Here is a 21,224-nt window from a genome sequence, read left to right as displayed (position 1 = left end):
GATGTATGACCACCGCGGGTGCGGCCACCGCCGGGTTTTCGCCGTACGCGGTCGAGCCGATCCCGGTCGCGGCTGTCCCGTTGACCGTCGAGCGGGCGCGAGCGCAGCCGTCGAGTCTGCTGCTGTCCCGATATCGGATCGTGCCGTTCACCGGCCGCGACGACACGATGACCGAGATCGGCGAGTGGCTGAAGCGCGATGCCCCGATGTCGGTGCGGTTGCTGCACGCGCCGGCCGGTCACGGTAAGAGCCGGCTCGCCGAGCACGTCGCCACGCGGTACGAGCTCAGGGGCTGGGCGGTGTGCCGGGTGCGGGAGACCGCCGCGGCGCCGCACGCGGGTGCCGAATTTCCTTCCGCCGCACGCATGCTGGTGGTCATCGACTATGCCGACCGCTGGACGCACTCGCACCTGCGCATGGTGATGATGCAGCTGTACTCGGCGGCGGTGGCGGCGGGCCGCGTCGTGCGGGTGCTGCTGCTGGCCCGCTCGGCCGGATTCTGGTGGCATGCGCTGGAGGAGCCGCTGGGCGCCGATCTGGGGATCGACATGGGGGCCTGGTTCCTGGAACCGCTGGCGCGGCATCCGGATTCGGCTCCGGCTCCCGGCGGCGGGCTCGACAGCGCCGCGCCGTTCACCGATGCCCTCGCCGCGTTGTCGGCATCCGGCAGCGGGTTCGACCGGAAGACGATGTTCACCGAGGCCGCGGCCGCGTTCGCCAAGACCCTGCGCGTGAAGCACCGGACGACACCGAAGCCACCCGCCGAACTGGCGGATCCGGCCTTCGAATCGATCCTCGCCATCCACATGGCCGCCCTGGTCGCCGTCGACGCGCGGCACCGGGGTGTCCGCACCGCGATGGACCCGCACGCCCTGTCCGGATATCTGCTGGATCGGGAGTACGCCGGATGGGAGTCGCTGCACGGCCGTTCCGAGGATCCGCGGCGCACGCCCCCGGAAACCATGCGCCGCACCGTCTATACCGCCACCCTGACCGGCGTCCTCACCCGTGCCGACGCCCGCGAGGCCCTCGCCCGGTCGCAACTGGCGACCACCACGTACCACGCCGACCACATCATCGACGACCACCGCTACTGCTATCCGCCCGAAGACGACACCACCGCACTGCAACCCCTGCGCCCCGACCGGCTCGGCGAGGACCTGATCGCCCTCACCACACCCGGCCATTCGTATACCTCGGCCGTGACGCCCGACCTGTGGGCCGCCGCCGTGCCCGCGTTGCTCCTCACCGACCCCGCCCCCTGGGCAGCCACCACCGTCATCGTCCTCGTCGAAACCGCGCACCGCTGGCCGCACATCTCCACCGCGCTGCAAACGCTGCTCCGCGAGCAGCCCGAACTCGGCGTCGCCGCCGGCGGACCGGCGCTCACCCGCCTCACCGAACTCGCCGACCTGGACCCGGCGATTCTGGAGGCCGTCGACCCGCTGCTGTCCTACAGTCCGAACGTCGATTTCGACGCCGCGGCCGCCGCGATCAGCACTCGATTGTTCGACCGCCGCATGGCGGCGACGGGCGACCCGGCCGAGCACGCCCTGATTCAGCTGCGGCACACCATCCGTCTCGCCATCGCCGGTCGCTACCGCGACGCACAGGCCGTCGCCGAGCCCTGTGTGGCGACGCTGCGCGGGCTGCGCGCGGTGGGCCAGATACCGGAGTGGGGGGAGGCCGGGCTGGCCCTCGCCCTGGTGAATCTCGGTGCCTGTCTGGCGTCGACCGGGCAGCGGCAGCAGGCACTGGAGTACACACAGGAGGCCGTGGACATCCAACGCCGCCTCGCCGCGGCCGATCCGCTCGGGATCGAACCGGATCTGGCCCTGACGCTGACGAATCTCGGGGCCTGGCTGGCGGAGGCGGGGCGGCACGAGGAGTCGGCGGTCGCCCTGGACGAGGCCATGATCATCCGCCGGCGGCTGGCCGCGGCGGATCCGGACGCGCACGAGCCCGGTCTCGCCGTGTCGCTGGCCAATCGAGGTTCGCTGTGGTCCCGGATCGGGCACCACCGGAAGGCGCTGGGTGCGACTCGGGAATCCGTCGCGATCCGGCAGCGCCTGGCCGAGGCCGACCCGGCCGCCCACGCCCCCGAACTCGCTCGGGCGCTGACGCTGTTCGGTGTTCAGTTGCGCGAGGTCGGGCAGCACGAGCAGTCGGTGCGCACGACCACCGAGGCCGTCGCGATGTGGCGTCGCTTCGCCCTCGGCAATTCGGTGGCCTACGAACCGGAACTCGCGGCGGCGCTGAACAATCTCGGGGTGATGCTGCGGGAGGTGGGCCGGCTCGACGATGCCCTGAGCACGACGGCCGAGGCGTTCGAGATCGGGCGCAGGCTCGCCGCCACCGACCCCCTGCGGCACAGTCCGACGCTCGCCGCGTCCGCGACCAACTTCGCCGCCTGGTTGTCGACCTCGGGCCGGGACGATCTCGCACTGGCTCCGGCCGCGGAAGCCGTTGCCATCCAACGGCGTCTGGCCGCCGAGAATCCGGTGGTCCACGAGCCGGAGCTCGTCGCGGCGCTGAATCACTACGGCAGCGCGCTGTCCGGGCTCGGCCGGACGGAATCGGCGCTGCGCGTGCTCCGTGAATCAGTGGTCATCCAAAGTGACTGGGCCGCACATGATCCCGTGGTCCACGAGCCCGCCCTCGCAGTGACGCTGAACAATTTCGCCGCCCTGCTGACCGCGGTGGGCCGCGTGGAGGAGGCGCTGGCGGTGGCGCAGGAGGCCGTCGGCATCTTCCGCCGGCTGTTCGCGGCCCTGCCGGAGGCTCACGCCGCCGGACTCGCCAAATCCCTGCGCAACCTCGGACTCGCCCAGGCGCTGGCGGGACGCCGCACGGAGGCGCTGGCCGCGGCCAAGGAGGCGGTCGAGCGCTATCGCTTCCTGGCGCGCCGATCTCCGGCGGCCTTCGACGCCGAACTGACGACGGCCTACACCGTGTTCGCCTACGCCCAGAATCTCCCGCGACGCCGAATCCGCTCGGCGGCAATGCGATTGGCGCAGAGCGCCACCGCCGGGACCCGCGCGTTGCTCAGCGGCCGCGGCCAGGAGGGATAGGTTCGGCCAGCGCCGCGCGCGCGGGCGCCGCCGGGAAAGGATCCGCGAAGTACTGGGTTTCGTGCGCGACGAACCCGTCGGCGAACTCCATGATGCTCACCGTATCGGTGGGCACGCCGTCGTAGCTGATCACGCACTCGCTGATCCAGAGCGCACCCGCGCCCAGAATGCGGACGACGGTGAAATGGCGCTCGGCCGGGTGCGCGCCGCGTTGCTCCCGGATCCGGGCCCGGCCGCGGAACCGCTCGCCGGACTGGGGGTAGTCCAAGATCGCGTCGGCGGCGTAGATCGCGTGCTCGGTGTCGATGTCCCCGCGTTCGGACGCTTCCCAGTGCGCCACGATCCGGGCCCGGATCTCGGAATCGTCCGCCATCGTTCTCCTCACCGGATCCGCCGACTGTTCGGCCACCGTAGCCGGTGATCGCGCGGTGCCGGTGCGCACGCGCCCGAATCCGGACGGCCGCGACGGTATCGGTGCGGCGGGCCCGGGGCCGGATGGCCGCGACGGTATCGGTGCGGCCGGGCCTGGGTCCGGATGGATAGGACGGTATCCGGCCGGGTGCGACCGTATCCGGCCCGATGCCGGCGGATGGGCCGGGTCCCGGCCCGCCCGCGTAGCAGTGGCCCGGCCCGGCCGCCGGGGTGGTGTCAGTCGCCCGCGATCGTCTCGAATTCGGTGAAGGCGAGCGTGCCGTCCTCATCGGTGTCCGCGGCGATGAAATCGGCGAAGACCTTGTCGAGGTCGTCGGCGGTCAGCGCGCGCCCCAGCGTCGCGCCCTTCCAGGCCGTGTACTCCTTGATGTCGATGCGGCCGTCGCCGTTCCGGTCCGCCGCACCGAACTGCTCCTCGAGGTTGCCCACGAATCTCTCCTCCACTCATACGATCTCGGTCGCAACGACCGCCTTCACCCTAGCGATCGGCGGGCGACTCCGTACCGGATGGCGGTGGCCCGCCCCGGGTGCGCGGACGATGCGCCGCACCAGGCCGCACCCGCGGATAAAATGCCACCCCATGCCCATTGCACGCCAACCTTCCGGGCCGCCGGGTACCTCCCGGCTGTGGCCGTCCGGTGGGGTGCACGCCTGGCCGTCCGGTGGCGCCAGCCCGGTGCATGCCCATCCGCGGGGGCATCTGGTGTACGCGGCCCGCGGGGTGCTATCGGTCCACACCGAGCGGGGGACCTCGATCGTCCCGGCCGACCGGGTCGCCTGGACGCCTGCCGGGTTCACCCACTACCACCGCGCGCACGGGCACACCGATATGCGGATCGTCTTCCTGTCCGCGTCGCTGGCCCGCCTGGTGCCGCCCGGCCCCGTGGTGTTCCGGGCGTCCGGCCTGGCCCGTGAGGTCCTGCTGACGCTCACCGGTACCCGCGACCACGATCGCGGCGCCCGCGCCCGCCTGCACCGGGTGCTCGTCGACGAACTGCGCGAGGCCACCGAACAACCGCTGCACCTGCCGGAACCGCGCGACGATCGGCTGCGCGCAGTCGCGCGCGTGCTGTACGAAAACCCTTCGGACAATTCCGCATTGGCCGAACTCGGGCGGACTGCCGGGGCGAGCGCTCGCACCCTCAGCCGGCTCTTCCACGACGAACTCGGCGTGACCTTCTACCAGTGGCGGACCCAGGTGCGCATCTATCACGCGCTGGTCCTGCTCGCCGACGGCCACGACACCACATACGTCGCGCACGCCTGCGGCTGGTCCAATCCCAGTAATTTCATCACCGCGTTCACCGCCGCGATCGGTACCACCCCCGGCCGCTACCGGGCCCGTGACGAATCGGCCGCTCCCTGAGCGTCACCGGCCTTCCGAGGGCCACCGGCCTCCCGGTCGCCACGCGAGCCCGGCGGTCGTCACCGAATGCGCGCGGCGCCGACGTCTTCGGCCCGTCGTGGCGGCCGATGCGGGTGGTCTGCCACCCGCCGCCGCCGAGTCGTTTCCGGCGGTCGCGCACGGGCCGCCGAATGCGGAGGGCCGGACCGTACGGTCGTACGGCCCGGCCCCGGCAAACGCTCCGCGGTGGTTACGCGTGCTGCTGGTCGTACAGCGCGACCGCCTGCTCGCTGGCGTGCTGCTTGGCGCGGTCGCGGTCGAGCCAGTCCAGGCCCTTGGACTCGAACAGCTTGTCCACCTCGGCGGCCGCGAACCCGGCGATCAACTCCTTCGCCAGCTCGTGGTGCACCGGCTGGCCCTCGCGCTCCTGATGCTTCTCGAACGCCCGCATCGCCTCGAAACCGGCGGCGCCCGCGATCAATTCGTGCGTCCAGCTGCCCTCGTGCGGTTCACCGCCCCCGTACACCTGGCCGTGGGCGTCCCCAGCGCCCTTGTGATCGAACAGACCGAACAGACCCATGACAGCTACCTTCCCGTGTCCGCTTCCCGGACAACGCGATTCACGACTATAGCCGGGCCCTCGGCCCGGTGGGGAATCGTTGCGCCAGGATTGCCGGCCCCGGGTCCGAGCTCTCGCTCGGGATGCTTCGGTGCGCCGGTCCCACCGGCCGACGGCCCGCCTCGACAGGGTCCGATCGGTGGGGGGATGCGGCGCCGGGGCAGGTTGCCGATCCTCATCCCGCGGTGAGTTGTTCGCGCAGGATGTCGCCGTGGCCGGCGTGGCGGGCGAATTCCTCGATCATGAGCAGGTAGATCCATCGGATGCTGACGGTGCCGGCGCGGGGGTGCGGTTTCGTGTCGTCGAGCTGGTAGCGTGCGGCGATCTGCCGGGATAGTGTGCTGGCGCAACGGAATTCGTCGACCACCTCGGCCAGGGTCTCGCCGGGGCCGACCGCGAAGCTGGCGGTCTCGCCCGGACGCGGTGTGTCGCCGCCGGTTTCGAGGAAGGTCTGGAACCAGACCCGTTCGGCGGCCGCGGCGTGTTTGATCAGTGCGATCGGGGTGGTCAGGGACGGCACCAGGCGGCGGCGGGCCTGTTCCTCGGTCAGCCCGTGCACGGTGTCGATGAGCCCGGCCCGGTTGCGGTCGAGCATGTTCTCCAGCAGGTCTCGTTCGGAGCCATCGGTAATGCGTTGCGGCAGAGTCATATCAGGGATTCCTTTCGCGTATCGCGAGGTGTGGTGGGTTGATTCGCTCCCGGAGCGCGGCCGTGCCCTTGCCGGCGGGACCGTGTGTGCCGAACAGGTGGCCTTCACCGCCGCGGCAGGCGTGGACACGGTCCGACCGCACGCCGGGACGCGGCGATCAGCGGGTGGGAGGTGACGCTCGGCCGCTGGAACGCGGACCGGGTACCGCGCCGGGGCCGATGCCGGAACGACGCGTGGGACAAGATTCGCACCGCGGCCGCGCCGCTGTCAACGGCGGGCCGATATGCGCCGGTGCGGCGCTGGGGAGTCAGCGCTCCGGGAGCCCGACCCCGTCGCGGAGCAGGGTGAAGGCGTGTGCGACCGCGGTGACGGCCTCGGCGTGGACGTCGTCGGCGGGTTGTCCGGCGGCGATCCGGCGGGCGTTGTCGGCCATGAGCAGCTCTTGCAGGGCGGTGAGCTGGCAGGCGGTCAGGCGTGCGGTGAGCCGCGGATATCCGGCCTGCTCCAGTTCGTCGGCCAGCAGGAGTTCGGCGCGGCCGGTGTATCGCCGCAGCCGGGCGGCCAGGCTGTCGGTGTCGAGGATCAGACGGTAGAACGTCACCACCTCGGGCAGGTCGCAGAGGCCGGTGGCGGCGTCGTGGCGGTGCAACGCGTCGAGCCAGCCCAGCTCCAGCGCGTCCAGCGGGAGCTGCCCGGCCGCCCGGTCGCGGACGTACCGGGCCAGTTCGTCCTGATGGTCGGCGAATCTGTGCACGACCAGGTCTTCCTTGCTCGGGAAGTAGGCGAACAGGGTGCGCTTGGACACTTCCGCGGCGGCTGCGACGTCGACGACGGAGACGTTGTCGTACCCGCGCTCGACGAACAGCCGGATGGCCGCCTCCGAGATGGCCCGCCGGGTCCGCTGTTTCTTCAGCTCCCGCAGCCCGAGTTCGTCACCCATGCCCACCACCTAACCAGAACATCTACCCGGGAGAAAAGTATCCCTGGTATAAATGTATACCTAGTCTACTTTTGAGGAGTTTCCGGTGGAATACCAGGTGATCATCGTCGGCGCCGGGCCGACGGGCTTGATGCTGGCCGGCGAGCTGGAGCTGGCCGGGGTGGCGACACTGGTGCTGGACAAGCTGACCGGGCCGAACCCGCAGTCGCGGGCGGGCAGCTTGCAGCCGCGCACCGCCGAGGTGCTGGACCTGCGCGGGCTGCTGGCGCCGCTGCTCGGCGACACGGCCGGAATCCGGCGGCACGGCGGCCATTTCGCGGGTCTGCCGGTGCCACTGGACTGCACGCCGTGGCAGACCCGCTATCCGACCCCCGTTCCGGTCCCGCAGGGACGGCTCGAACAATTCCTGGAGCAGCGGCTGCGCGAGCGCGGCACACCGGTGCTCCGCGGTGCGGAGGTGGTCGGGGTGGAGCGGACCGCCGACGGGGTCGCGGTCACCACCGCCGCCGGCGCGACCCTGCACGCGCAGTATCTGGTCGCGTGCGACGGCGCGCACAGCATCGTCCGCAAGGTGCTGGGGGTGCCGTTCCCCGGCACCGCCGGGACCCGGTTCTCGGTGGTCGCGGATGTGGCCCTGGCCGCGCGGTCGGCCGAAGTACCGGACAGCGCACAGCATTTCAGCAATCACATCCGCGCGGCCGAGGGCTACTGGACCGTGCTGTCCCCGCTCGACGGCGGCCTGTACCGGTTCATGTTCGGGCGCACGACCGGACCGGCCGTGCCGCGGGAGACCCCGATCACCGCCGCGGAGGTCACCGCGGCGCTCCAGGCCGTCCACGGTCCGGGCACCGAGCTCGGCGAGGTGCGGGCGGCCTCCCGATTCTCCGATGCGACAAGGCAATTGACCGACTACCGCAGCGGCCGGGTGTTCTTCGCCGGCGACGCCGCGCACATCCATCTCCCGGTCGGTGGGCAGGGTGTGAATCTCGGCATCCAGGACGCGGTCAACCTGGGCTGGAAGCTCGCCGCCGAACTCGGCGGCCGGGCGCCCGCCGGGCTGCTCGACACCTATCAGGCCGAACGTCATCCGGTCGGGGCGCAGGTGCTGCGCAACACCAAAGCCCAAGGCGTGCTGCTCAATCCGATCCGGGACCAGGATGTCGACGCGCTCCGCGAGATCTTCACCGCGATGATGCGGCTACCGGACGCCAACCGGTATCTGTCGGGCATGATCGCCGGACTGGACATCTGTTATGACCGCGCCGCCGACGACCATCCGCTGATCGGCTACCGGATGCCCGACCTGGATCTGGTGACCGACTCCGGTCCGGTGCGGCTGTCGGATCTGATGCACGACGGTCGCGGCCTGCTGCTGCACCTGGACGGCCCCGGTCTGTCCGTCGGCGGCCGGGACGACCGGGTGCGCCACGTGATCGCGAAGGCGACCGGCGACGTGGCCGCCGACGCGGTGCTGGTCCGCCCCGACGGCCACGTCTGCTGGGCCGGCCCGAACCCCACCGGGCTCGCCCCGGCGCTCGACCGATGGTTCGCAGCACCCGCCCGGTAGCCGGATCGGCAGGACCGCGGCGAGGAGGCCGAGCAGGATCGACATCACGATGTATCGGGCGTCATGGAATGTCGCGTGCGACAGTGGCGGGGGGAGTGCCGAAGGCGGGTCAGACCTCGAGGTCTTCCTCGATGGCCTTCAGGCGGTGGCGGGCCAGGGCCAGATTGCCCCGGCTGCGATCGATGGCGAGGTAGAGGAACAGGCCGCGGGAACGATGGCTGCGGGTCGGCCGGATCACGTGGTACTGGCCGCCGAGGGTGATGAGCACGTCCTCGATCTCCTGGTCCAGGCCCAGCAGTTCGATGGTGCGCATCTTGGCGCGGATCAGGTCGGTGTTGCCGGCCGCGGCGACCTCGACATCCAGGGATTTCGACGCGCTGACCGCGCCGAGTGACATGCCGCTGGTGTAGTCGACGACCGCGGCGCCGATCGCGCCGTCCAGCAGCATCATGTCCTTCAGGGCAATTTCTATCTGCGCCATGGTGTTTCCTCTCTCCGCGGGTTGACGACTCGAGCCCCCGCGCGGCGAGACGCTACCCACTGGTCCCTTCGCGCGCACGGCGAACACCGAAGAATTCCACAAGGTATGTAATTTGCAAATCATGCAATCAGCCGGAGTCCTGTTCTCGCACCGGCGGGTTCGCCCGGTTGCTAGACTTCGCGAACGCCAGGCGGTGCCTGCGCCGGTGCCGGCATCCAGCGGAAAGGGAGTTGCTGACCAGTGCCCGGAACGAGCAGGCCGCTTTACCAGATGAAAGCCGACTTCTTCAAGACGCTGGGACATCCCGCGCGGATCCGGGTCCTGGAACTGCTCAGCCAGCGAGAGCACACCGTCTCGGAGATGCTGGCCGACATCGGAATCGAAGCGGCCAGCCTCTCGCAGCAACTGTCGGTGCTACGCCGCGCCGGTCTGGTGACGGCCCGCCGCGAAGGACTCTCGGTGACCTACGCCCTCACCACCACCGATGTCGCCGAACTGCTCGCCGTAGCCCGCGCGATCCTCACCGGCGTCGTCGCCGGTCAGGCCGAGGTGCTCGAGCGACCGGCCTGACGGCTGGTCGCCCCGACGCGGCCGGACTGCTCACCACGGTGTCGGCCATCGTCGGGGCGACCGGCGGGCCGTCGACGGGTGAGAGGTATCCGATGGGCAACGATTGCCGCTCGCCCGCGGGTTGCCGGATAGCCGGAGGATAGCCTGACCGGATGTTGTCCACGTGGCCGGAATTGCCGTACGAGCGGTGGCGACCCACCTGCGACACGCTGCACGCGCACACCCAGGTGCTGGGGAAGCTGTCGGCGCGGCTGGCGCCGCCGCAGCCGCAGTTGCAGCACGCGGCGCTGCGAGTGACCACGCGCGGCTGGGAGACCGGCGCGTTGCCCGCGCCGGACGGATCGGGGGCGCTGGGCATCGTGCTGGATCTGCGGTCGCACTGCGCGGTGGTCGAGCACAGTAGCGGTGCGGCGGTACGGATTCCGCTGACGCCGCACAGATCCGTCGGCGCGGTGACCCGGGCGGTACTGGCGGCGGTGCGGGAATTGGGCGGGCCGGTCGAGTTCGACCCCACCCCGCAGGAGGTCTCCTGGACCGTGCCCCTGGATGCCGACGAGGAGCACGCCACCTACGTCCCCGAACAGGTGGCCGACTATTTCGTGGCGGCGACCCGGGCCGCGCAGGTGCTGGCCGAGTTCCGGGCGCCGTACCGCGGTCGCGGCACGCCGGTGAACGCCTGGTGGGGGTCGTTCGACCTCGCGGTGAGCCTGTTCTCGGGGGCGCCCGCGGCGCCGCCCTCGGGCGACTTCATCATGCGCAACGCGATGGACGCGCAGGAGGTGGCGGTCGGCTGGTGGCCCGGCGACGAGCGCTACGGACGCGCCGCCTTCTACGCCTACGCCCACCCCGCACCCGACGGATTCGACACCCTCACACTGGAACCCGCCGCCGCCCGCTGGGAATCCGAACTCGGTGAATATGTCCTCGACTGGGACGACGTCCGCGCCGCCGCCGATCCGGCCGCCGCCGCCCTCGCCTTCACCCGATCGGCCTTCCGGCACTCCTGCCGAGTGTGCGACTGGCCCTACCCCCTCGCCGCCAGCGCCGAGGGCAACCCGCCACCGGTGCGCTGAGACCCGCGCGCCGCACCCGTGACCGCCAGTGTCGCACCGGGTTCCAGGTCGATCGCGTCCGGGAACGCGACGGCGGTGAGCCCGTTCATCGGTAGCGTTGCGGCGGCGGCGAAGTCGCGGCCGGCCGGTATGGCGGTGACCGAATCACCGTCCAGCACCAGCGGTTCCGCGTAGCTGCCGCGGCCCCACGGCATCGAGCCGACGATGGCGGTGACCTCGTCGCCGACCGGCCGACCGGCGGCCGGATCCGCGGCCGCCACCACGCCGGCCCGCCGGTGTATTCCGTCGGTCAGTAGCCGATCGTGAAGCGGCGCTGGACGAAACGGGGGGTTTCGATCTCGTCGAGCAGCGCGACGGCGGCGTCGGCGAAGGAGATCCGGCTGTGGCCGTCGGCATCGGTGACGGGCTGGTCGCCGCCGACGCGGTAGCGGCCGGTGCGCTCACCGGGGCCGATCTGTTCGGCAGGGCTGAGGTAGGTCCACAGCCGATTCGAGGTGCGCAGCACGTTCAGCGCGTCGCGGTGGCCGCGGACCGCGGCGGCGTAGCCGCGGGGCAGCCCGAGTGCGTCCATGGCCGCGTGCAGCCGCTGCTCGTCGTCGGCGGCGACCTGGCCGGGGGCGTATTCGAGGCTGCCCGCGCCGCCGACGACCAGCAGGCGGGTGCGCGGCTGGGTGTCGAGCGCGGTCAGCAGCGCGCGGGCGACGGTGGCGTACGCGGTGGGGTCGGCGATGGATTGCGCCACCGTGGCGTCGAAATCGGTGGCCGCGTTGCCGGGCTGGTAGCAGCTGACCAGGGCGTCCAGGCCCGGTAGCCGGGCGGCGACCGCGGCGCTGTCGAACGCGTCGAGTGCGGTCCAGCGCAGCCGCTCGTGTGCGGCGCCGGCGCGGGCGAGGTCCCTGGTGAACGCCTCGACGTGATGGCCTCGGTCGAGGGCCTCCTCGACCAGGTGGCGGCCGATGTTGCCGGTCGCGCCGATGATGCCGATGAACATGGTTCCTCCGGAGCTGATAGTGACGACGTGAAGAAACTATACGCCGTGCAGAGAATGCTTGCCGTGAAGTTTTATCACGAGAGGTAGAGTGCCCGCATGGGTACCGCGACACCGACGCGGCGCGAACGCCGCCGCTCCGAGACGACCTCGGAGATCAAGGAGGTCGCGCTGCGGTTGATGGCCGAGGGCGGCCCGGGAGCGATCACGCTGCGCGCGATCGCGCGGGAGATGGGCATGACCGCCAACGCGGTCTACAGCTATTTCGCCACCCGCGACGATCTGGTCACCACGCTCATCCGCGATGTGTACGGTGCCCTCGCCGACGAACTGGAGGGCGCGCGCGACGCCCTCCCGCCCGACGCGGCCGCCGATCGAATCATGGCCTGGGCGTGTGCCTTCCGGGACTGGTCGCTGCGAAATCCGGAGGGGTTCCGGCTCGTCTACGGCGATCCGGTGCCCGGGTACCGCGTTCCCGACGGTGGCGCCGCCCCGGAGGCCGAGCACCGGGCGTGCATGGGCCTGATCGGGCTGGCCGCGGGCGCGTGGCCGCACGCCGGAAACGCCCGCGCCGACCGGGAATTCGAGTGGTCCGACTTCGAACCGGCACTGGTGGCCGCGGTGCGGCAGGAGTTCCCGGACCTACCGCCGGCCGCGGTCGCCGTCGCGCTGCGCATCTGGGGTCATCTGCACGGGCTGGTGTCGCTGGAGGTCCTCGGCCACCTGCGCACCCAGACGTCGAATCCGGAGAAGTTGTACCGCAACGAGATCGGTCATCTGGTGGGTGCGCTGGGGCTCACCGTGGGGGACTCGCGGCGGTGACCGGCGGCTATTCGCCGGTGCGCCGCTCGGGCGCCGTGGCGTCGCGCAGCCGCTCGCCGGTGGCGGCGCCGCGCCGCTCGTACTCGGCGCGGCTGATCTCGTGCGCCTCGAAGCCGGGTGTCCGCTCCCCGGCCAGGTGGCGTTGCGTCATCGCGAAATGGTCTGCCACGTAATCCGGATCCTGCATGCGATGGTCCACTTCGGAGGCCAGTTTGCCGACGGCGTCCGCTTGGTCGATGCCCACGACGTACCAGTCCTCGCCGGGGTAGTAGGCGCGCACCCGCCCGTCCGGTTGCGAGACGAAGCGCGGCTGCTGCGTGACGTGGACGACCGGATCAGGGGATTGTTCGGGGGCCTGGGGCATAGAACGTCTCCCTCGAACCGTCGTCGTGGACCACGTAGCACACGTACTGCATGCCGGGGTTTCCGACGATCGGTCCAGCGTACGCGCAATTGACGGTCGTCGCGCCAGCCGGCGTCGAGAGAACCGCCACGGGGAGCGCGGTCACCACAGCCGTGACAGCGAGCAGTACGAATCTTCGGATCATGACCGGAACCCCATCGTGACATCGCGGACTCGCAGATGATGCACCAATTCCACTCGTGCCGAAACCTTTCCGGGCCGATCGTTGCCGTCCCGAGATCTGCGGCCGGTCGCGGTGGTGACGGGTTCGGAAGTTCCTGGGGCACAGCCGGTCCGGGGAACGATCCCATCGAGTGCCGGTGGCGTGCCGCGAACGTCATAGGCGTCGGCTACCGTCGGTGCGGTGGCACTCACGGTCAAGGGGCGCGCGACCAGGCAGCGCATCGTCGAGGGCGCCGCGACGCATCTGCGTCGCGACGATCCCGCGGAGGTCACCCTCGACGACATCCGGTCGGTCACCGGCACCAGCAAGGGGCAGATCTTCCACTATTTCCCCGGTGGGAAGGAGGAATTGCTGCTGGCGGTCGCGCAGTACGAGGCCGATCGGGTGCTCGACGATCAGCAGCCGTATCTGGGGGCGCTCACCTCGTGGGCGGCCTGGACCGCCTGGCGGGACACGGTGGTCGCGCGGTATCGCGCGCAGGGGCAGCTCTGCCCGCTCGGCGCGCTGATGAGCCAGGCACGCAGCACACCGGGGGCGGCCGAGGTGATCACCACCCTGCTCGACCAGTGGGAAGACCATGTGCGGCACGGGATCACCGAGATGCAGGCCGCGGGGCTGGTGCGCGCCGAACTCGACGCCGGGCGGGCCGCGGCCGCCTTCATCGCGGGTATCCAGGGCGGGGTGCAGGTGCTGCGCTCGACCGGCGGCGTCGGCCATCTGGAGGCGGTGCTCGACACGCTCGTCGACCACCTGCGGGGAGTGTGACCCGACGCCGTTTTCTGGACTTGCCGGTCCAGAAATTGGCTCCTACCGTCGCTGGCATGGCATCACGACTCCAGGGCCGCACGGCCCTCATCACCGGTTCCACCAGCAATATCGGACGTGCCATCGCGCTGGCCTTCGCCGCCGAAGGGGCACATGTCGTCGTCTCCGGACGAGACGCGGCCCGGGGTGCGGCGGTGGTCGCGCAGCTCCGGGACAAGGGCGGCCGGGCGGATTTCGTGGCCGCCGACCTGGACGGCACCGCGGCCGCGAGCCGCGCGCTCGCCGACGCGGCCGCCGCGGCGCTGGACGGCCGCCTCGACATCCTCGTGAACAACGCCGGCATCTATCCGCCGTCGACCACCCTCACCGCCGACGAGGCGATGTTCGACCGGGTCTACGCGGTCAACGTCAAGGCGCCGTACTTCCTCACCCAGGCGATCGCGCCCCGGATGATCGAGGCCGGGGGCGGCGTGATCGTCAACCTCGGTTCCTGGGTGGCGCGGCTCGGGCTACCGGTCGGCGCGCTGTACGCCTCGACCAAGGGCGCGATGGAGACGCTGACCCGGGCCTGGGCCGCGGAATTCGGCCCGCAGGGCATCCGGGTCAACGCCCTCTCACCGGGGGTGATCGTGGATCCGGACCAGGATTGCGCCGTCGCGGCCCGGTCGGCGGTGCTGATGCACGGCACCCCGGCCGGGCGCACCGGTCATCCGGACGCGATCGCGGCCGCGGCCACCTATCTGGCCTCGGACGACGCCGCCTTCGTGCACGGGACCGTGCTGGACGTCGACGGCGGCCGCACCGGGGTCGCCGTGATCGCAGACGCCGCCGCCTTCCACCCGTAGCGGTCGGGCGGACCACCGGCCCAACGGATTTCGGCGGGCGTGCCGGTGGTCCGGCCGATACTAGAATTGCCGGGTGGGCAACAAGGCGATCACCAGCTACGACGTCGCACGCCGCGCGGGTGTGTCGCAGTCGACGGTGTCGCGGGCGATGCGTGGCGACCCCCGGGTGATCGAGGAGACCCGCGACCGGATCCGGGCCCTGGCCGCCGAGATGGGGTATGTCCCGCATCTGACCGCCCGCAACCTGATCACCCGGCGCTCCTCCTCGATCGCGGTGGTCAGCGGGGATCTGCGCAATCCGTCGTATCCCGCGCTGGTGAACACGTTGCAGGAGCGCTTCGCCGACCACGACTACCGGGTGCTGCTGATGAACGACCGCACCGACGGCACGCTGGAGAAGGACATCCAGGCGTTGCGCGGCGGGCTGGTCGGCGGGGTGGTGTTCATCTCGGCCCGGCTGGACTCGCCGATCGTGTCCGAGATGATCGACTGGAAGATCCCGCTGGTGATCCTCAATCGCGATGTCGACGGCAGTCAGGCCGGCCGGGTGGACCGGGTCACCTCGGACAACATCGGCGGCGGCCGGCTCGTCGCGCACCGGCTGCTGGCGATGGGGCACCGGCGCATCGGGCTGATCTCCGGCCCGCTGGACAACTCGAGTGTGAAGCTGCGTGAGGGTGGCTTCCGGGAGGCGTTGGCGCGCAACGGGTTTCCACTGGACGAGGAGCTGGTGCACCGGGGCGAGGTGGATGCCGCCACCGGTTTCGAGGGCGGCGCCCGGCTGCTGCGCCGGGACCGGCCGCCGACCGCGCTGTTCTGCATCACCGATTTCGTCGCCTACGGCACCCTCGACGCGGCCGCGCGACTGGGCCGCCGGGTGCCCGCGGACGTCTCGGTGGTGGGCTACAACGACCTCGACGCGTCCAGCTGGTCCATGTTCGACCTGAGCACCGTCCGCCAGCCGCTGGAGGCGATGGCCATCGCCGCCGCGGAACTGCTGCTGGCCCGGATCGACGGCGCCGCCGGGGTGCCCGTGCATCGGGCCTTCCCCGTGCAGTGGGTGCAGCGCGGCAGCGCGGGGCCGCTCGCCGAGCCCTGAAAACCGGGCAACGAGTCTGTAACCGCCGAGCCTCGGCTCGGCAACAGCCGCTGAATACATTCGAAGTCATCGCGCGGCGACGTCGCGCGCCAACGCCCTCGTCGGTCCCAGGAGCAGAACTATGGACATCGGTGTTTTCATTCCCATCGGCAACAACGGCTGGCTCATCTCCCAGAGCGCCCCGCAGTACATGCCGTCCTTCGAACTCAACAAGACGATCGTGCAGAAGGCCGAGCAGCACGGGCTGGACTTCGCGCTGTCGATGATCAAACTGCGCGGATTCGGGGGCGAGACCGAATTCTGGGACCACAATCTGGAGTCGTTCACGCTGATGGCGGGCCTGGCCGCGGTCACCGAGAAGATCAAGCTCTTCGCCTCCACCCCGATCCTCGCGCTGCCGCCGGCGATGGTGGCCCGGATGGCCACCACCATCGACTCGATCGCGCCGGGCCGCTTCGGGGTCAACATCGTGACCGGCTGGGCGCCCAACGAGTATTCGCAGATGGGGTTGTGGCCGGGGGAGGAGTACTTCGGTTACCGGTACGCGCAGGCCGCCGAATACGTGACGGTCATGCGGCAGCTGTGGGCCGACGGCGTCAGCAACTTCACCGGCGAGCACTACACCATGGAGGACTGCGTGCTCTCGCCGCGGCCCACCGGCGGCGCGGTGCAGATCGTGGCGGCCGGGCAGTCCAAGACGGGCATGATGTTCGCCGCCGAGAAGGCCGACTTCAACTTCATCCTGGGCGTCGGAATCAACACGCCCACCGCCATTTCCGAGGCCACCGCCACCCTCGTGGAATCCGCCGCCAAGACCGGCCGCGACGTCGGCGCGCTGGCGCTGTTCATGATCATCGCCGCCGAGACCGACGAAGCGGCCCTGGCGACCTGGCAGGACTACCACGACAACGCCGATCTGGCGGCCCTGGGCTACATGTCCGACCAGTCCGACGCGGACGTGTCCGCCGACGAATCCTCCACGGCCAAGACGATTTCCCTGCCCGAGGGTGCGGTGAACTTCAACATGGGCACGCTGGTCGGCTCCTATGAGACGATCGCCCGGATGCTGGACGAGGTCGCCGAAGTGCCGGGGATCAAGGGAATCATGCTCACCTTCGACGATTTCGTCGCGGGCGTCGACACCTTCGGCACCCGGATCCAGCCGTTGATGAAGTGCCGCAGCGATATCACCACCGCCGCCTGAAGGAGACACCGATGACCGGCGCCGAACGTGCCGCACAGGCAGCGGATTACGCCCGCGTGGGCTTCGGCCGGGAACTCGCGCCCGGCGCGCGCCCGGCGCTGGTCCTCGTCGACCCGGCCCGCGCCTACATCGACCCCGAGTGCCCGCTGTACGCCGGGGTGGAGGACAACGTGGCGGCGATGCGGGTGCTGCTCGGTCACGCCCGCGCCGCCGGCGTCCCCGTCGTGGTGACCGAGGTCCGGCTGCGGGCCGACGGCGCCGACGCGGGGGTGTTCTTCCGGAAAGCGGGCAGCCTGAAGGCATTCTGCGCGGGCAGCCCGTTCGCCGAGGTGATCGACGGGCTCGCACCGAACCCGGACGAACTGCTGCTGACCAAGAAGTATCCCAGCGCGTTCTTCGGTACCACCCTGCACTCGTACCTGACCGCACTCGGTGTGGACACCGTCCTGATCGGCGGCCTGTCCACCAGCGGCTGCGTCCGCGCCACCACCCTGGACGCGATGCAGTACGGATTCGTCCCGATCGTGGTCGAGGAGGCGGTGGGTGACCGTGACGCGGCGATCAACGCCGCCAACCTCTTCGACATCCAGCAGAAGATGGCGGAGGTGTGGCCGCTGGACCGCGCGGCGGCCTATCTGGCCACGATCTCCGGCCGGTGAGCGCGCCGGCCGAGCCCGGTACACGTGCCGCGGGATCGCGCCGCCGTGCTCGCGGCTGTGGTGAAGTGGTCGGATGAGACTGGATCAGGTGACGGTGGGGTCGACCGATCTCGGCCGGGCCGAGCGTTTCTACCGGTTGCTCGGGTTGCGGCTGATCGTGCGGGATACCGATTATCTGCGGTTCGAATGTCCGGTCGGGGACAGTACGTTCTCCGTCGACCGGGTCGCGCGTGTGCCGGCCGACGAGCAGATCGTCATCTATTTCGAGACCGAGGATCTCGATGCCGAATGCGACCGGTTGCGGGCGGCGGGCGTCGAATTCGACCAGGTGCCACAGGACATGCCCTGGCTGTGGCGGGAGGCCAGGTTGCGGGATCCGGACGGGCACCGGTTGTGCCTGTTCAAGGCGGGGACGAATCGGCACGATCCGCCGTGGCGGATCGAGGGCTGAGCGTCGTCATTCGCGGTCGACGCGGCGCAGACCTGTTGCGGGGGTCCACCATTCGACGACCAGCAGGGTGGCTTCCGGGTTGAGGTGGGTGTGTACCACCTCGGTGATGTCGGTGTGGAAGCTGTCGCCGGCCGGGCCCTCGGTGAGCGGACCGGCCGGGATCGCGCGGCCGGAGATCTTGGCCTCGCCCGGCCAGTCCGCCTCGGCGCCCTCGACCGGATCGACGGTGGCGCTGTGCAGGGCGAAGCGGGGGTCGCGCAGCAGGTCCGCGGCCTTGCGGGCGCCGGGCATCGAGCCGAACGCCAGGCGGCCGTCGTCGAAGGTGGCCTCGATACCGGAGATTCGCGGTGCGCCGTCGGCGCGGACAGTGGCGATGGTCTTGTGCCGGTGTGCGTCGAACAGCGCGCGGACCCGCTGTGCGAACTCCGGCACGGCCAGTTCCACGTCGTGCCATGTCGTCATGTGCTCATGATCGCATCCTGCGGGGTATTTGCCCGTAGGCTTCCGGCCATGCAGGTGTTGGCTGTCGGCCCGGGGACGGTCGGAGTAGTCGCTGTCGGACCGATGGCCGTCGGTATTTTCGGTGTGGGTCAGCATGCCACGGGGTTCATCGCGATCGGGCAGATCGCCACCGGATTCTTTGCGCTGGGTCAGGTTTCGACCGGGGTCGTGGCCGTGGGGCAGCTGGCTCGGGGCGTGTTCGTGGCGGGCCAGCTGGCGATCGGGCTGGTGGCCGTCGGGCAGGTGGCGCTCGGGGTGCTGTGGACCGGCGGTATCGGGATCGGCGCGACCCGCTGGTTCGGGCTGGTCTACGGGCTGTTCCCGGCGTCGGCGGTGCGGGACGGGCAGCAGTGGCTGCGCTGGCGCTGGAATCGGCTGCGCCGCGTGCCCGACGATCGGCCGATCGGAACACCGTTGCCGGCCTGGCGAATTCCCGTCGCCGTCGTCGGTACCGCGGTGCTCGTCACGGTGTGGTGGTTCGTGGCCGGGCGGGCGATGCAGGGCATCCTCTGGGCGCCGCCGGACTGAGGCCCGGCCCGACGGCGGCGGAGATCGGCGGCAGGTGCACCGTGGCCGGACCGGATCTGTGCCTGCGCATGATTCGCCGCGACCACGGTTCGGCCGTGGCGGCCGATACCGCCAGGCTGTCGGTCATGCCGCTGGAAAGCGAAGGGGGACAGGCGCAGTTCATCGTGCACGATCAGCCGGTGGGCAGCGTGCCCCGGGAGCCGGTGCCCGGCGTGTACCACAGGTGGTGCGCGGCGGTGCCGGGATCGTTTCCCGCCCTGCGTATCCCGCTCACGACGGCGGGGCCGGTGCGGCGTTGTGCTCCCGCCGGCCGCCGGGGGCGGTGATCTCCCGGATCGTGTCGCCGGTGTGCCGCCGACATGCGGGTCGGTCCGGAATCATCCGGCGAACCGCCGGATTCGGGGAGGGGAGTCGATACCCTGAGCGCAGCATCGGATTCCGGGGCGGCGGACGTATCGCCGCCCCGGGGTCGGAAGCCTGGCGAGAAGGAAAAACAGTGGTAGAGGCAGTTTCGGGGAATACGATCGACGGGGTGCTGCGGCGGTCGGCGGCGCGGTTCGGGGATCGGGTGGCGCTCACGTTCGCCGGGCGCGAGCACGGCTACCGGGCGCTGGACGACGCGGTGTCGCGGGCGGACGCGCGGTTGCTGGCACTGGGGCTGCGGCACGGCGATCGGGTTGCCGCGTACGGCACCAATTCCGATGCGTACGTGATCGGCTTCCTCGCCTGCGCGCGGGCCGGGCTGGTGCACGTGCCGATCAACTACGCGCTCACCGGTGGGGAGCTGAGCTATCTGGTCGGGCAGTCGGGAGCGCGGGCGGCACTGGTGGATCCGGCGCTGGCCGGGACGTTCGCGTCGGTGCGCGCCGAGCTCACCGCGCTGGACCATGTGCTGCCGCTGCGCGACGCCGACGGCTCGCTGCTCGAATCCGCCACCGCCGGACCGGTTCCCGCGATCGAATCGGCCGCGGCGCCGGGTGAGCTGGCGCAGCTGCTCTACACCTCGGGGACCACCTCGAAACCCAAGGGCGCCATGATGACCCACGAGGCGCTGGTGTACGAGTACGTATCCTCGGTGATCGCACTGGATTTCACCGACGCGGACGATCCGCTGGTCGCGATGCCGCTCTACCATTCGGCCGGCATGCACGTGTTCATGCTGCCGTATCTGTCGGTGGGGGCGACCGTGCGGCTGCTGGCCGCCCCGGATGTGACGGAGATCCTGCGCCGGATCGAACAGGACCGGATCGGCTCGCTGTTCCTCGCGCCGACGGTGTGGGTGCCGCTGGCCAACCATCCCGATCTGGCCACCCGGGACCTGTCGTCGCTGCGCAAGGCGCAGTACGGCGCCTCGATCATGCCGGTCACGGTGCTGAACCGGCTCCGGGAACGGTTCCCGGAGCTGGGGTTCTACAACTGTTTCGGGCAGTCGGAGATCGGTCCGCTGGCCACCGTGCTGCGGCCGGAGGAGCATGCGGACCGGCCCGCGTCGTGCGGGCGGGCGGTGTTCTTCGTCGAAGCGCGGGTGGTGGACGCGGAAGGGGCCGAGGTCGCGGCCGGTGAGCCGGGCGAGATCCGGTACCGGTCGCCGCAACTGTGCCGGGGCTACTGGGACGATCCGGTGGCGACGGCGGAGGCGTTCCGCGACGGCTGGTTCCACTCCGGCGATCTGGTCACCCGCGACGCCGAGGGCTTCGTCACCGTCGTCGACCGGATCAAGGACGTGATCAACACCGGCGGCATCATGGTCGCCTCGCGGGAGGTCGAGGACGCCCTGTACACCCACCCCGCGGTGGCGGAGGTCGCGGTGATCGGGGTGCCGGACGAACGGTGGATCGAGGCGATCACCGCGGTGGTGGTGCTGCGTGACGGGCACGCCGCCACCGCGGACGAGCTGATCGGCCATGTCCGGCCGTTGATCGCACCGTTCAAGGTGCCCAAGCACATTCGGTTCGCCGACGCGCTGCCGCGCAATCAGAGCGGCAAACTGCTCGAGCGCGAATTGCGCGGTGCGGCCGGATAGCGGAC

The 21,224-nt window shown here is 70.7% G+C and carries 24 protein-coding genes and 1 pseudogene; 15 read left to right on the top strand and 10 right to left on the bottom strand.

Annotated features, from left to right (window positions below; genetic code table 11):
- Nucleotides 1–5: 5 nt before the first annotated feature.
- On the top strand, nucleotides 6–3,071 hold the full coding sequence (locus LBW94_RS19910) for a tetratricopeptide repeat protein (RefSeq protein WP_225059221.1): 3,066 nt from the start codon (nucleotides 6–8) through the stop codon (nucleotides 3,069–3,071).
- On the opposite strand, the gene LBW94_RS19905 is transcribed toward LBW94_RS19910, so the two are convergent.
- A complete protein-coding gene (locus LBW94_RS19905; protein ID WP_225059222.1) occupies nucleotides 3,046–3,444 on the bottom strand; it encodes a nuclear transport factor 2 family protein in 399 nt (132 codons plus the stop codon). The genes LBW94_RS19910 and LBW94_RS19905 overlap by 26 nt on opposite strands.
- 275 nt (nucleotides 3,445–3,719) lie before the next feature.
- Nucleotides 3,720–3,932, bottom strand: coding sequence for an EF-hand domain-containing protein (locus tag LBW94_RS19900; protein ID WP_225059223.1), 213 nt, complete (start codon nucleotides 3,930–3,932; stop codon nucleotides 3,720–3,722).
- Between the two features lie 151 nt (nucleotides 3,933–4,083).
- Here LBW94_RS19900 and LBW94_RS19895 point away from each other — a divergent pair, with 151 nt between their 5' ends.
- Nucleotides 4,084–4,869, top strand: coding sequence for a helix-turn-helix transcriptional regulator (locus LBW94_RS19895; RefSeq protein WP_225059224.1), 786 nt, complete (start codon nucleotides 4,084–4,086; stop codon nucleotides 4,867–4,869).
- A 229-nt stretch (nucleotides 4,870–5,098) separates the two neighbouring features.
- Here LBW94_RS19895 and LBW94_RS19890 read toward each other — a convergent pair whose 3' ends face one another.
- The 3 genes from LBW94_RS19890 to LBW94_RS19880 form a co-directional block, all read right to left on the bottom strand.
- On the bottom strand, nucleotides 5,099–5,428 hold the full coding sequence (locus LBW94_RS19890; protein ID WP_225059225.1) for a DUF3759 domain-containing protein: 330 nt from the start codon (nucleotides 5,426–5,428) through the stop codon (nucleotides 5,099–5,101).
- A 214-nt stretch (nucleotides 5,429–5,642) separates the two neighbouring features.
- Nucleotides 5,643–6,116: a DinB family protein gene (locus LBW94_RS19885; protein WP_225059226.1), complete on the bottom strand. Its 474-nt coding sequence runs from the start codon at nucleotides 6,114–6,116 to the stop codon at nucleotides 5,643–5,645.
- A gap of 307 nt (nucleotides 6,117–6,423) precedes the next feature.
- Complete coding sequence (locus LBW94_RS19880) at nucleotides 6,424–7,056, bottom strand: TetR/AcrR family transcriptional regulator (protein ID WP_225059227.1); 633 nt, start codon at nucleotides 7,054–7,056, stop codon at nucleotides 6,424–6,426.
- Nucleotides 7,057–7,141: 85 nt separating this feature from the next.
- Here LBW94_RS19880 and LBW94_RS19875 point away from each other — a divergent pair, with 85 nt between their 5' ends.
- Entirely contained in the window at nucleotides 7,142–8,623 is a 1,482-nt protein-coding gene (locus tag LBW94_RS19875; protein ID WP_225059228.1) for an FAD-dependent monooxygenase, read from the top strand.
- Nucleotides 8,624–8,732: 109 nt separating this feature from the next.
- On the opposite strand, the gene LBW94_RS19870 is transcribed toward LBW94_RS19875, so the two are convergent.
- Nucleotides 8,733–9,104 (bottom strand): hypothetical protein, encoded by a 372-nt coding sequence (locus tag LBW94_RS19870; RefSeq protein ID WP_225059229.1) that lies wholly within the window; start codon nucleotides 9,102–9,104, stop codon nucleotides 8,733–8,735.
- A 270-nt stretch (nucleotides 9,105–9,374) separates the two neighbouring features.
- On the opposite strand from LBW94_RS19870, the gene LBW94_RS19865 reads away from it, so the two are divergent.
- Nucleotides 9,375–9,674: an ArsR/SmtB family transcription factor gene (locus LBW94_RS19865; protein WP_225059230.1), complete on the top strand. Its 300-nt coding sequence runs from the start codon at nucleotides 9,375–9,377 to the stop codon at nucleotides 9,672–9,674.
- Nucleotides 9,675–9,826: 152 nt separating this feature from the next.
- Nucleotides 9,827–10,747, top strand: coding sequence for a DUF5996 family protein (locus LBW94_RS19860; protein WP_225059231.1), 921 nt, complete (start codon nucleotides 9,827–9,829; stop codon nucleotides 10,745–10,747).
- On the opposite strand, the gene LBW94_RS19855 is transcribed toward LBW94_RS19860, so the two are convergent.
- A complete protein-coding gene (locus tag LBW94_RS19855) occupies nucleotides 10,699–11,010 on the bottom strand; it encodes a hypothetical protein (protein ID WP_266271622.1) in 312 nt (103 codons plus the stop codon). The two genes, LBW94_RS19860 and LBW94_RS19855, sit on opposite strands and share 49 nt — an antisense overlap.
- A 26-nt stretch (nucleotides 11,011–11,036) precedes the next feature.
- Nucleotides 11,037–11,738: an NAD(P)-dependent oxidoreductase gene (locus LBW94_RS19850; protein WP_225059232.1), complete on the bottom strand. Its 702-nt coding sequence runs from the start codon at nucleotides 11,736–11,738 to the stop codon at nucleotides 11,037–11,039.
- A 96-nt stretch (nucleotides 11,739–11,834) separates the two neighbouring features.
- Between LBW94_RS19850 and LBW94_RS19845 the strand changes: the two genes are divergently transcribed.
- Nucleotides 11,835–12,557: a TetR/AcrR family transcriptional regulator gene (locus LBW94_RS19845; RefSeq protein WP_225059233.1), complete on the top strand. Its 723-nt coding sequence runs from the start codon at nucleotides 11,835–11,837 to the stop codon at nucleotides 12,555–12,557.
- 7 nt (nucleotides 12,558–12,564) lie between these two features.
- Here LBW94_RS19845 and LBW94_RS19840 read toward each other — a convergent pair whose 3' ends face one another.
- The gene (locus LBW94_RS19840) at nucleotides 12,565–12,921 is read right to left on the bottom strand and encodes a hypothetical protein (RefSeq protein ID WP_225059234.1); all 357 of its coding nucleotides are present in this window, start codon (nucleotides 12,919–12,921) and stop codon (nucleotides 12,565–12,567) included.
- Nucleotides 12,922–13,324: 403 nt separating this feature from the next.
- Here LBW94_RS19840 and LBW94_RS19835 point away from each other — a divergent pair, with 403 nt between their 5' ends.
- The 6 genes from LBW94_RS19835 (at nucleotide 13,325) to LBW94_RS19810 (ending at nucleotide 18,167) form a co-directional block, all read left to right on the top strand.
- Complete coding sequence (locus LBW94_RS19835) at nucleotides 13,325–13,909, top strand: TetR/AcrR family transcriptional regulator (protein WP_225059235.1); 585 nt, start codon at nucleotides 13,325–13,327, stop codon at nucleotides 13,907–13,909.
- Nucleotides 13,910–13,965: 56 nt separating this feature from the next.
- The gene (locus LBW94_RS19830) at nucleotides 13,966–14,754 is read left to right on the top strand and encodes an SDR family NAD(P)-dependent oxidoreductase (RefSeq protein WP_225059236.1); all 789 of its coding nucleotides are present in this window, start codon (nucleotides 13,966–13,968) and stop codon (nucleotides 14,752–14,754) included.
- 73 nt (nucleotides 14,755–14,827) lie between these two features.
- On the top strand, nucleotides 14,828–15,853 hold the full coding sequence (locus LBW94_RS19825; RefSeq protein WP_225059237.1) for a LacI family DNA-binding transcriptional regulator: 1,026 nt from the start codon (nucleotides 14,828–14,830) through the stop codon (nucleotides 15,851–15,853).
- A gap of 121 nt (nucleotides 15,854–15,974) precedes the next feature.
- On the top strand, nucleotides 15,975–17,057 hold the full coding sequence (gene rutA / locus LBW94_RS19820) for a pyrimidine utilization protein A (protein WP_225059238.1): 1,083 nt from the start codon (nucleotides 15,975–15,977) through the stop codon (nucleotides 17,055–17,057).
- An 11-nt stretch (nucleotides 17,058–17,068) separates the two neighbouring features.
- Nucleotides 17,069–17,716: an isochorismatase family protein gene (locus tag LBW94_RS19815; protein WP_225059239.1), complete on the top strand. Its 648-nt coding sequence runs from the start codon at nucleotides 17,069–17,071 to the stop codon at nucleotides 17,714–17,716.
- 73 nt (nucleotides 17,717–17,789) lie between these two features.
- A complete protein-coding gene (locus LBW94_RS19810) occupies nucleotides 17,790–18,167 on the top strand; it encodes a VOC family protein (protein WP_225059240.1) in 378 nt (125 codons plus the stop codon).
- Between the two features lie 6 nt (nucleotides 18,168–18,173).
- Here the strand turns inward: LBW94_RS19810 and LBW94_RS19805 are convergent, their stop codons facing one another.
- The gene (locus LBW94_RS19805) at nucleotides 18,174–18,629 is read right to left on the bottom strand and encodes a pyridoxamine 5'-phosphate oxidase family protein (protein WP_225059241.1); all 456 of its coding nucleotides are present in this window, start codon (nucleotides 18,627–18,629) and stop codon (nucleotides 18,174–18,176) included.
- A 48-nt stretch (nucleotides 18,630–18,677) separates the two neighbouring features.
- Between LBW94_RS19805 and LBW94_RS19800 the strand changes: the two genes are divergently transcribed.
- The 3 genes and pseudogenes from LBW94_RS19800 to LBW94_RS19790 all read left to right on the top strand — a co-directional run bounded on the left by LBW94_RS19800 (nucleotide 18,678) and on the right by LBW94_RS19790 (nucleotide 21,219).
- Nucleotides 18,678–19,196 carry a hypothetical protein gene (locus LBW94_RS19800; protein ID WP_225059242.1) on the top strand — a complete coding sequence of 173 codons (519 nt, stop codon included), beginning with the start codon at nucleotides 18,678–18,680 and terminating at the stop codon, nucleotides 19,194–19,196.
- 44 nt (nucleotides 19,197–19,240) lie between these two features.
- A pseudogene (locus tag LBW94_RS19795) lies at nucleotides 19,241–19,375 on the top strand (AraC family transcriptional regulator); the annotation flags it as partial.
- Between the two features lie 317 nt (nucleotides 19,376–19,692).
- A complete protein-coding gene (locus LBW94_RS19790) occupies nucleotides 19,693–21,219 on the top strand; it encodes a fatty acyl-CoA synthetase (protein WP_225059243.1) in 1,527 nt (508 codons plus the stop codon).
- The last annotated feature ends 5 nt before the right edge of the window (nucleotides 21,220–21,224 follow it).

This window comes from Nocardia sp. alder85J (assembly GCF_020176955.2).
Lineage (GTDB): Bacteria > Actinomycetota > Actinomycetes > Mycobacteriales > Mycobacteriaceae > Nocardia.
Note: the sequence above shows the minus strand (reverse complement) of the source record. Positions and strands in the feature narration are given on the sequence as shown.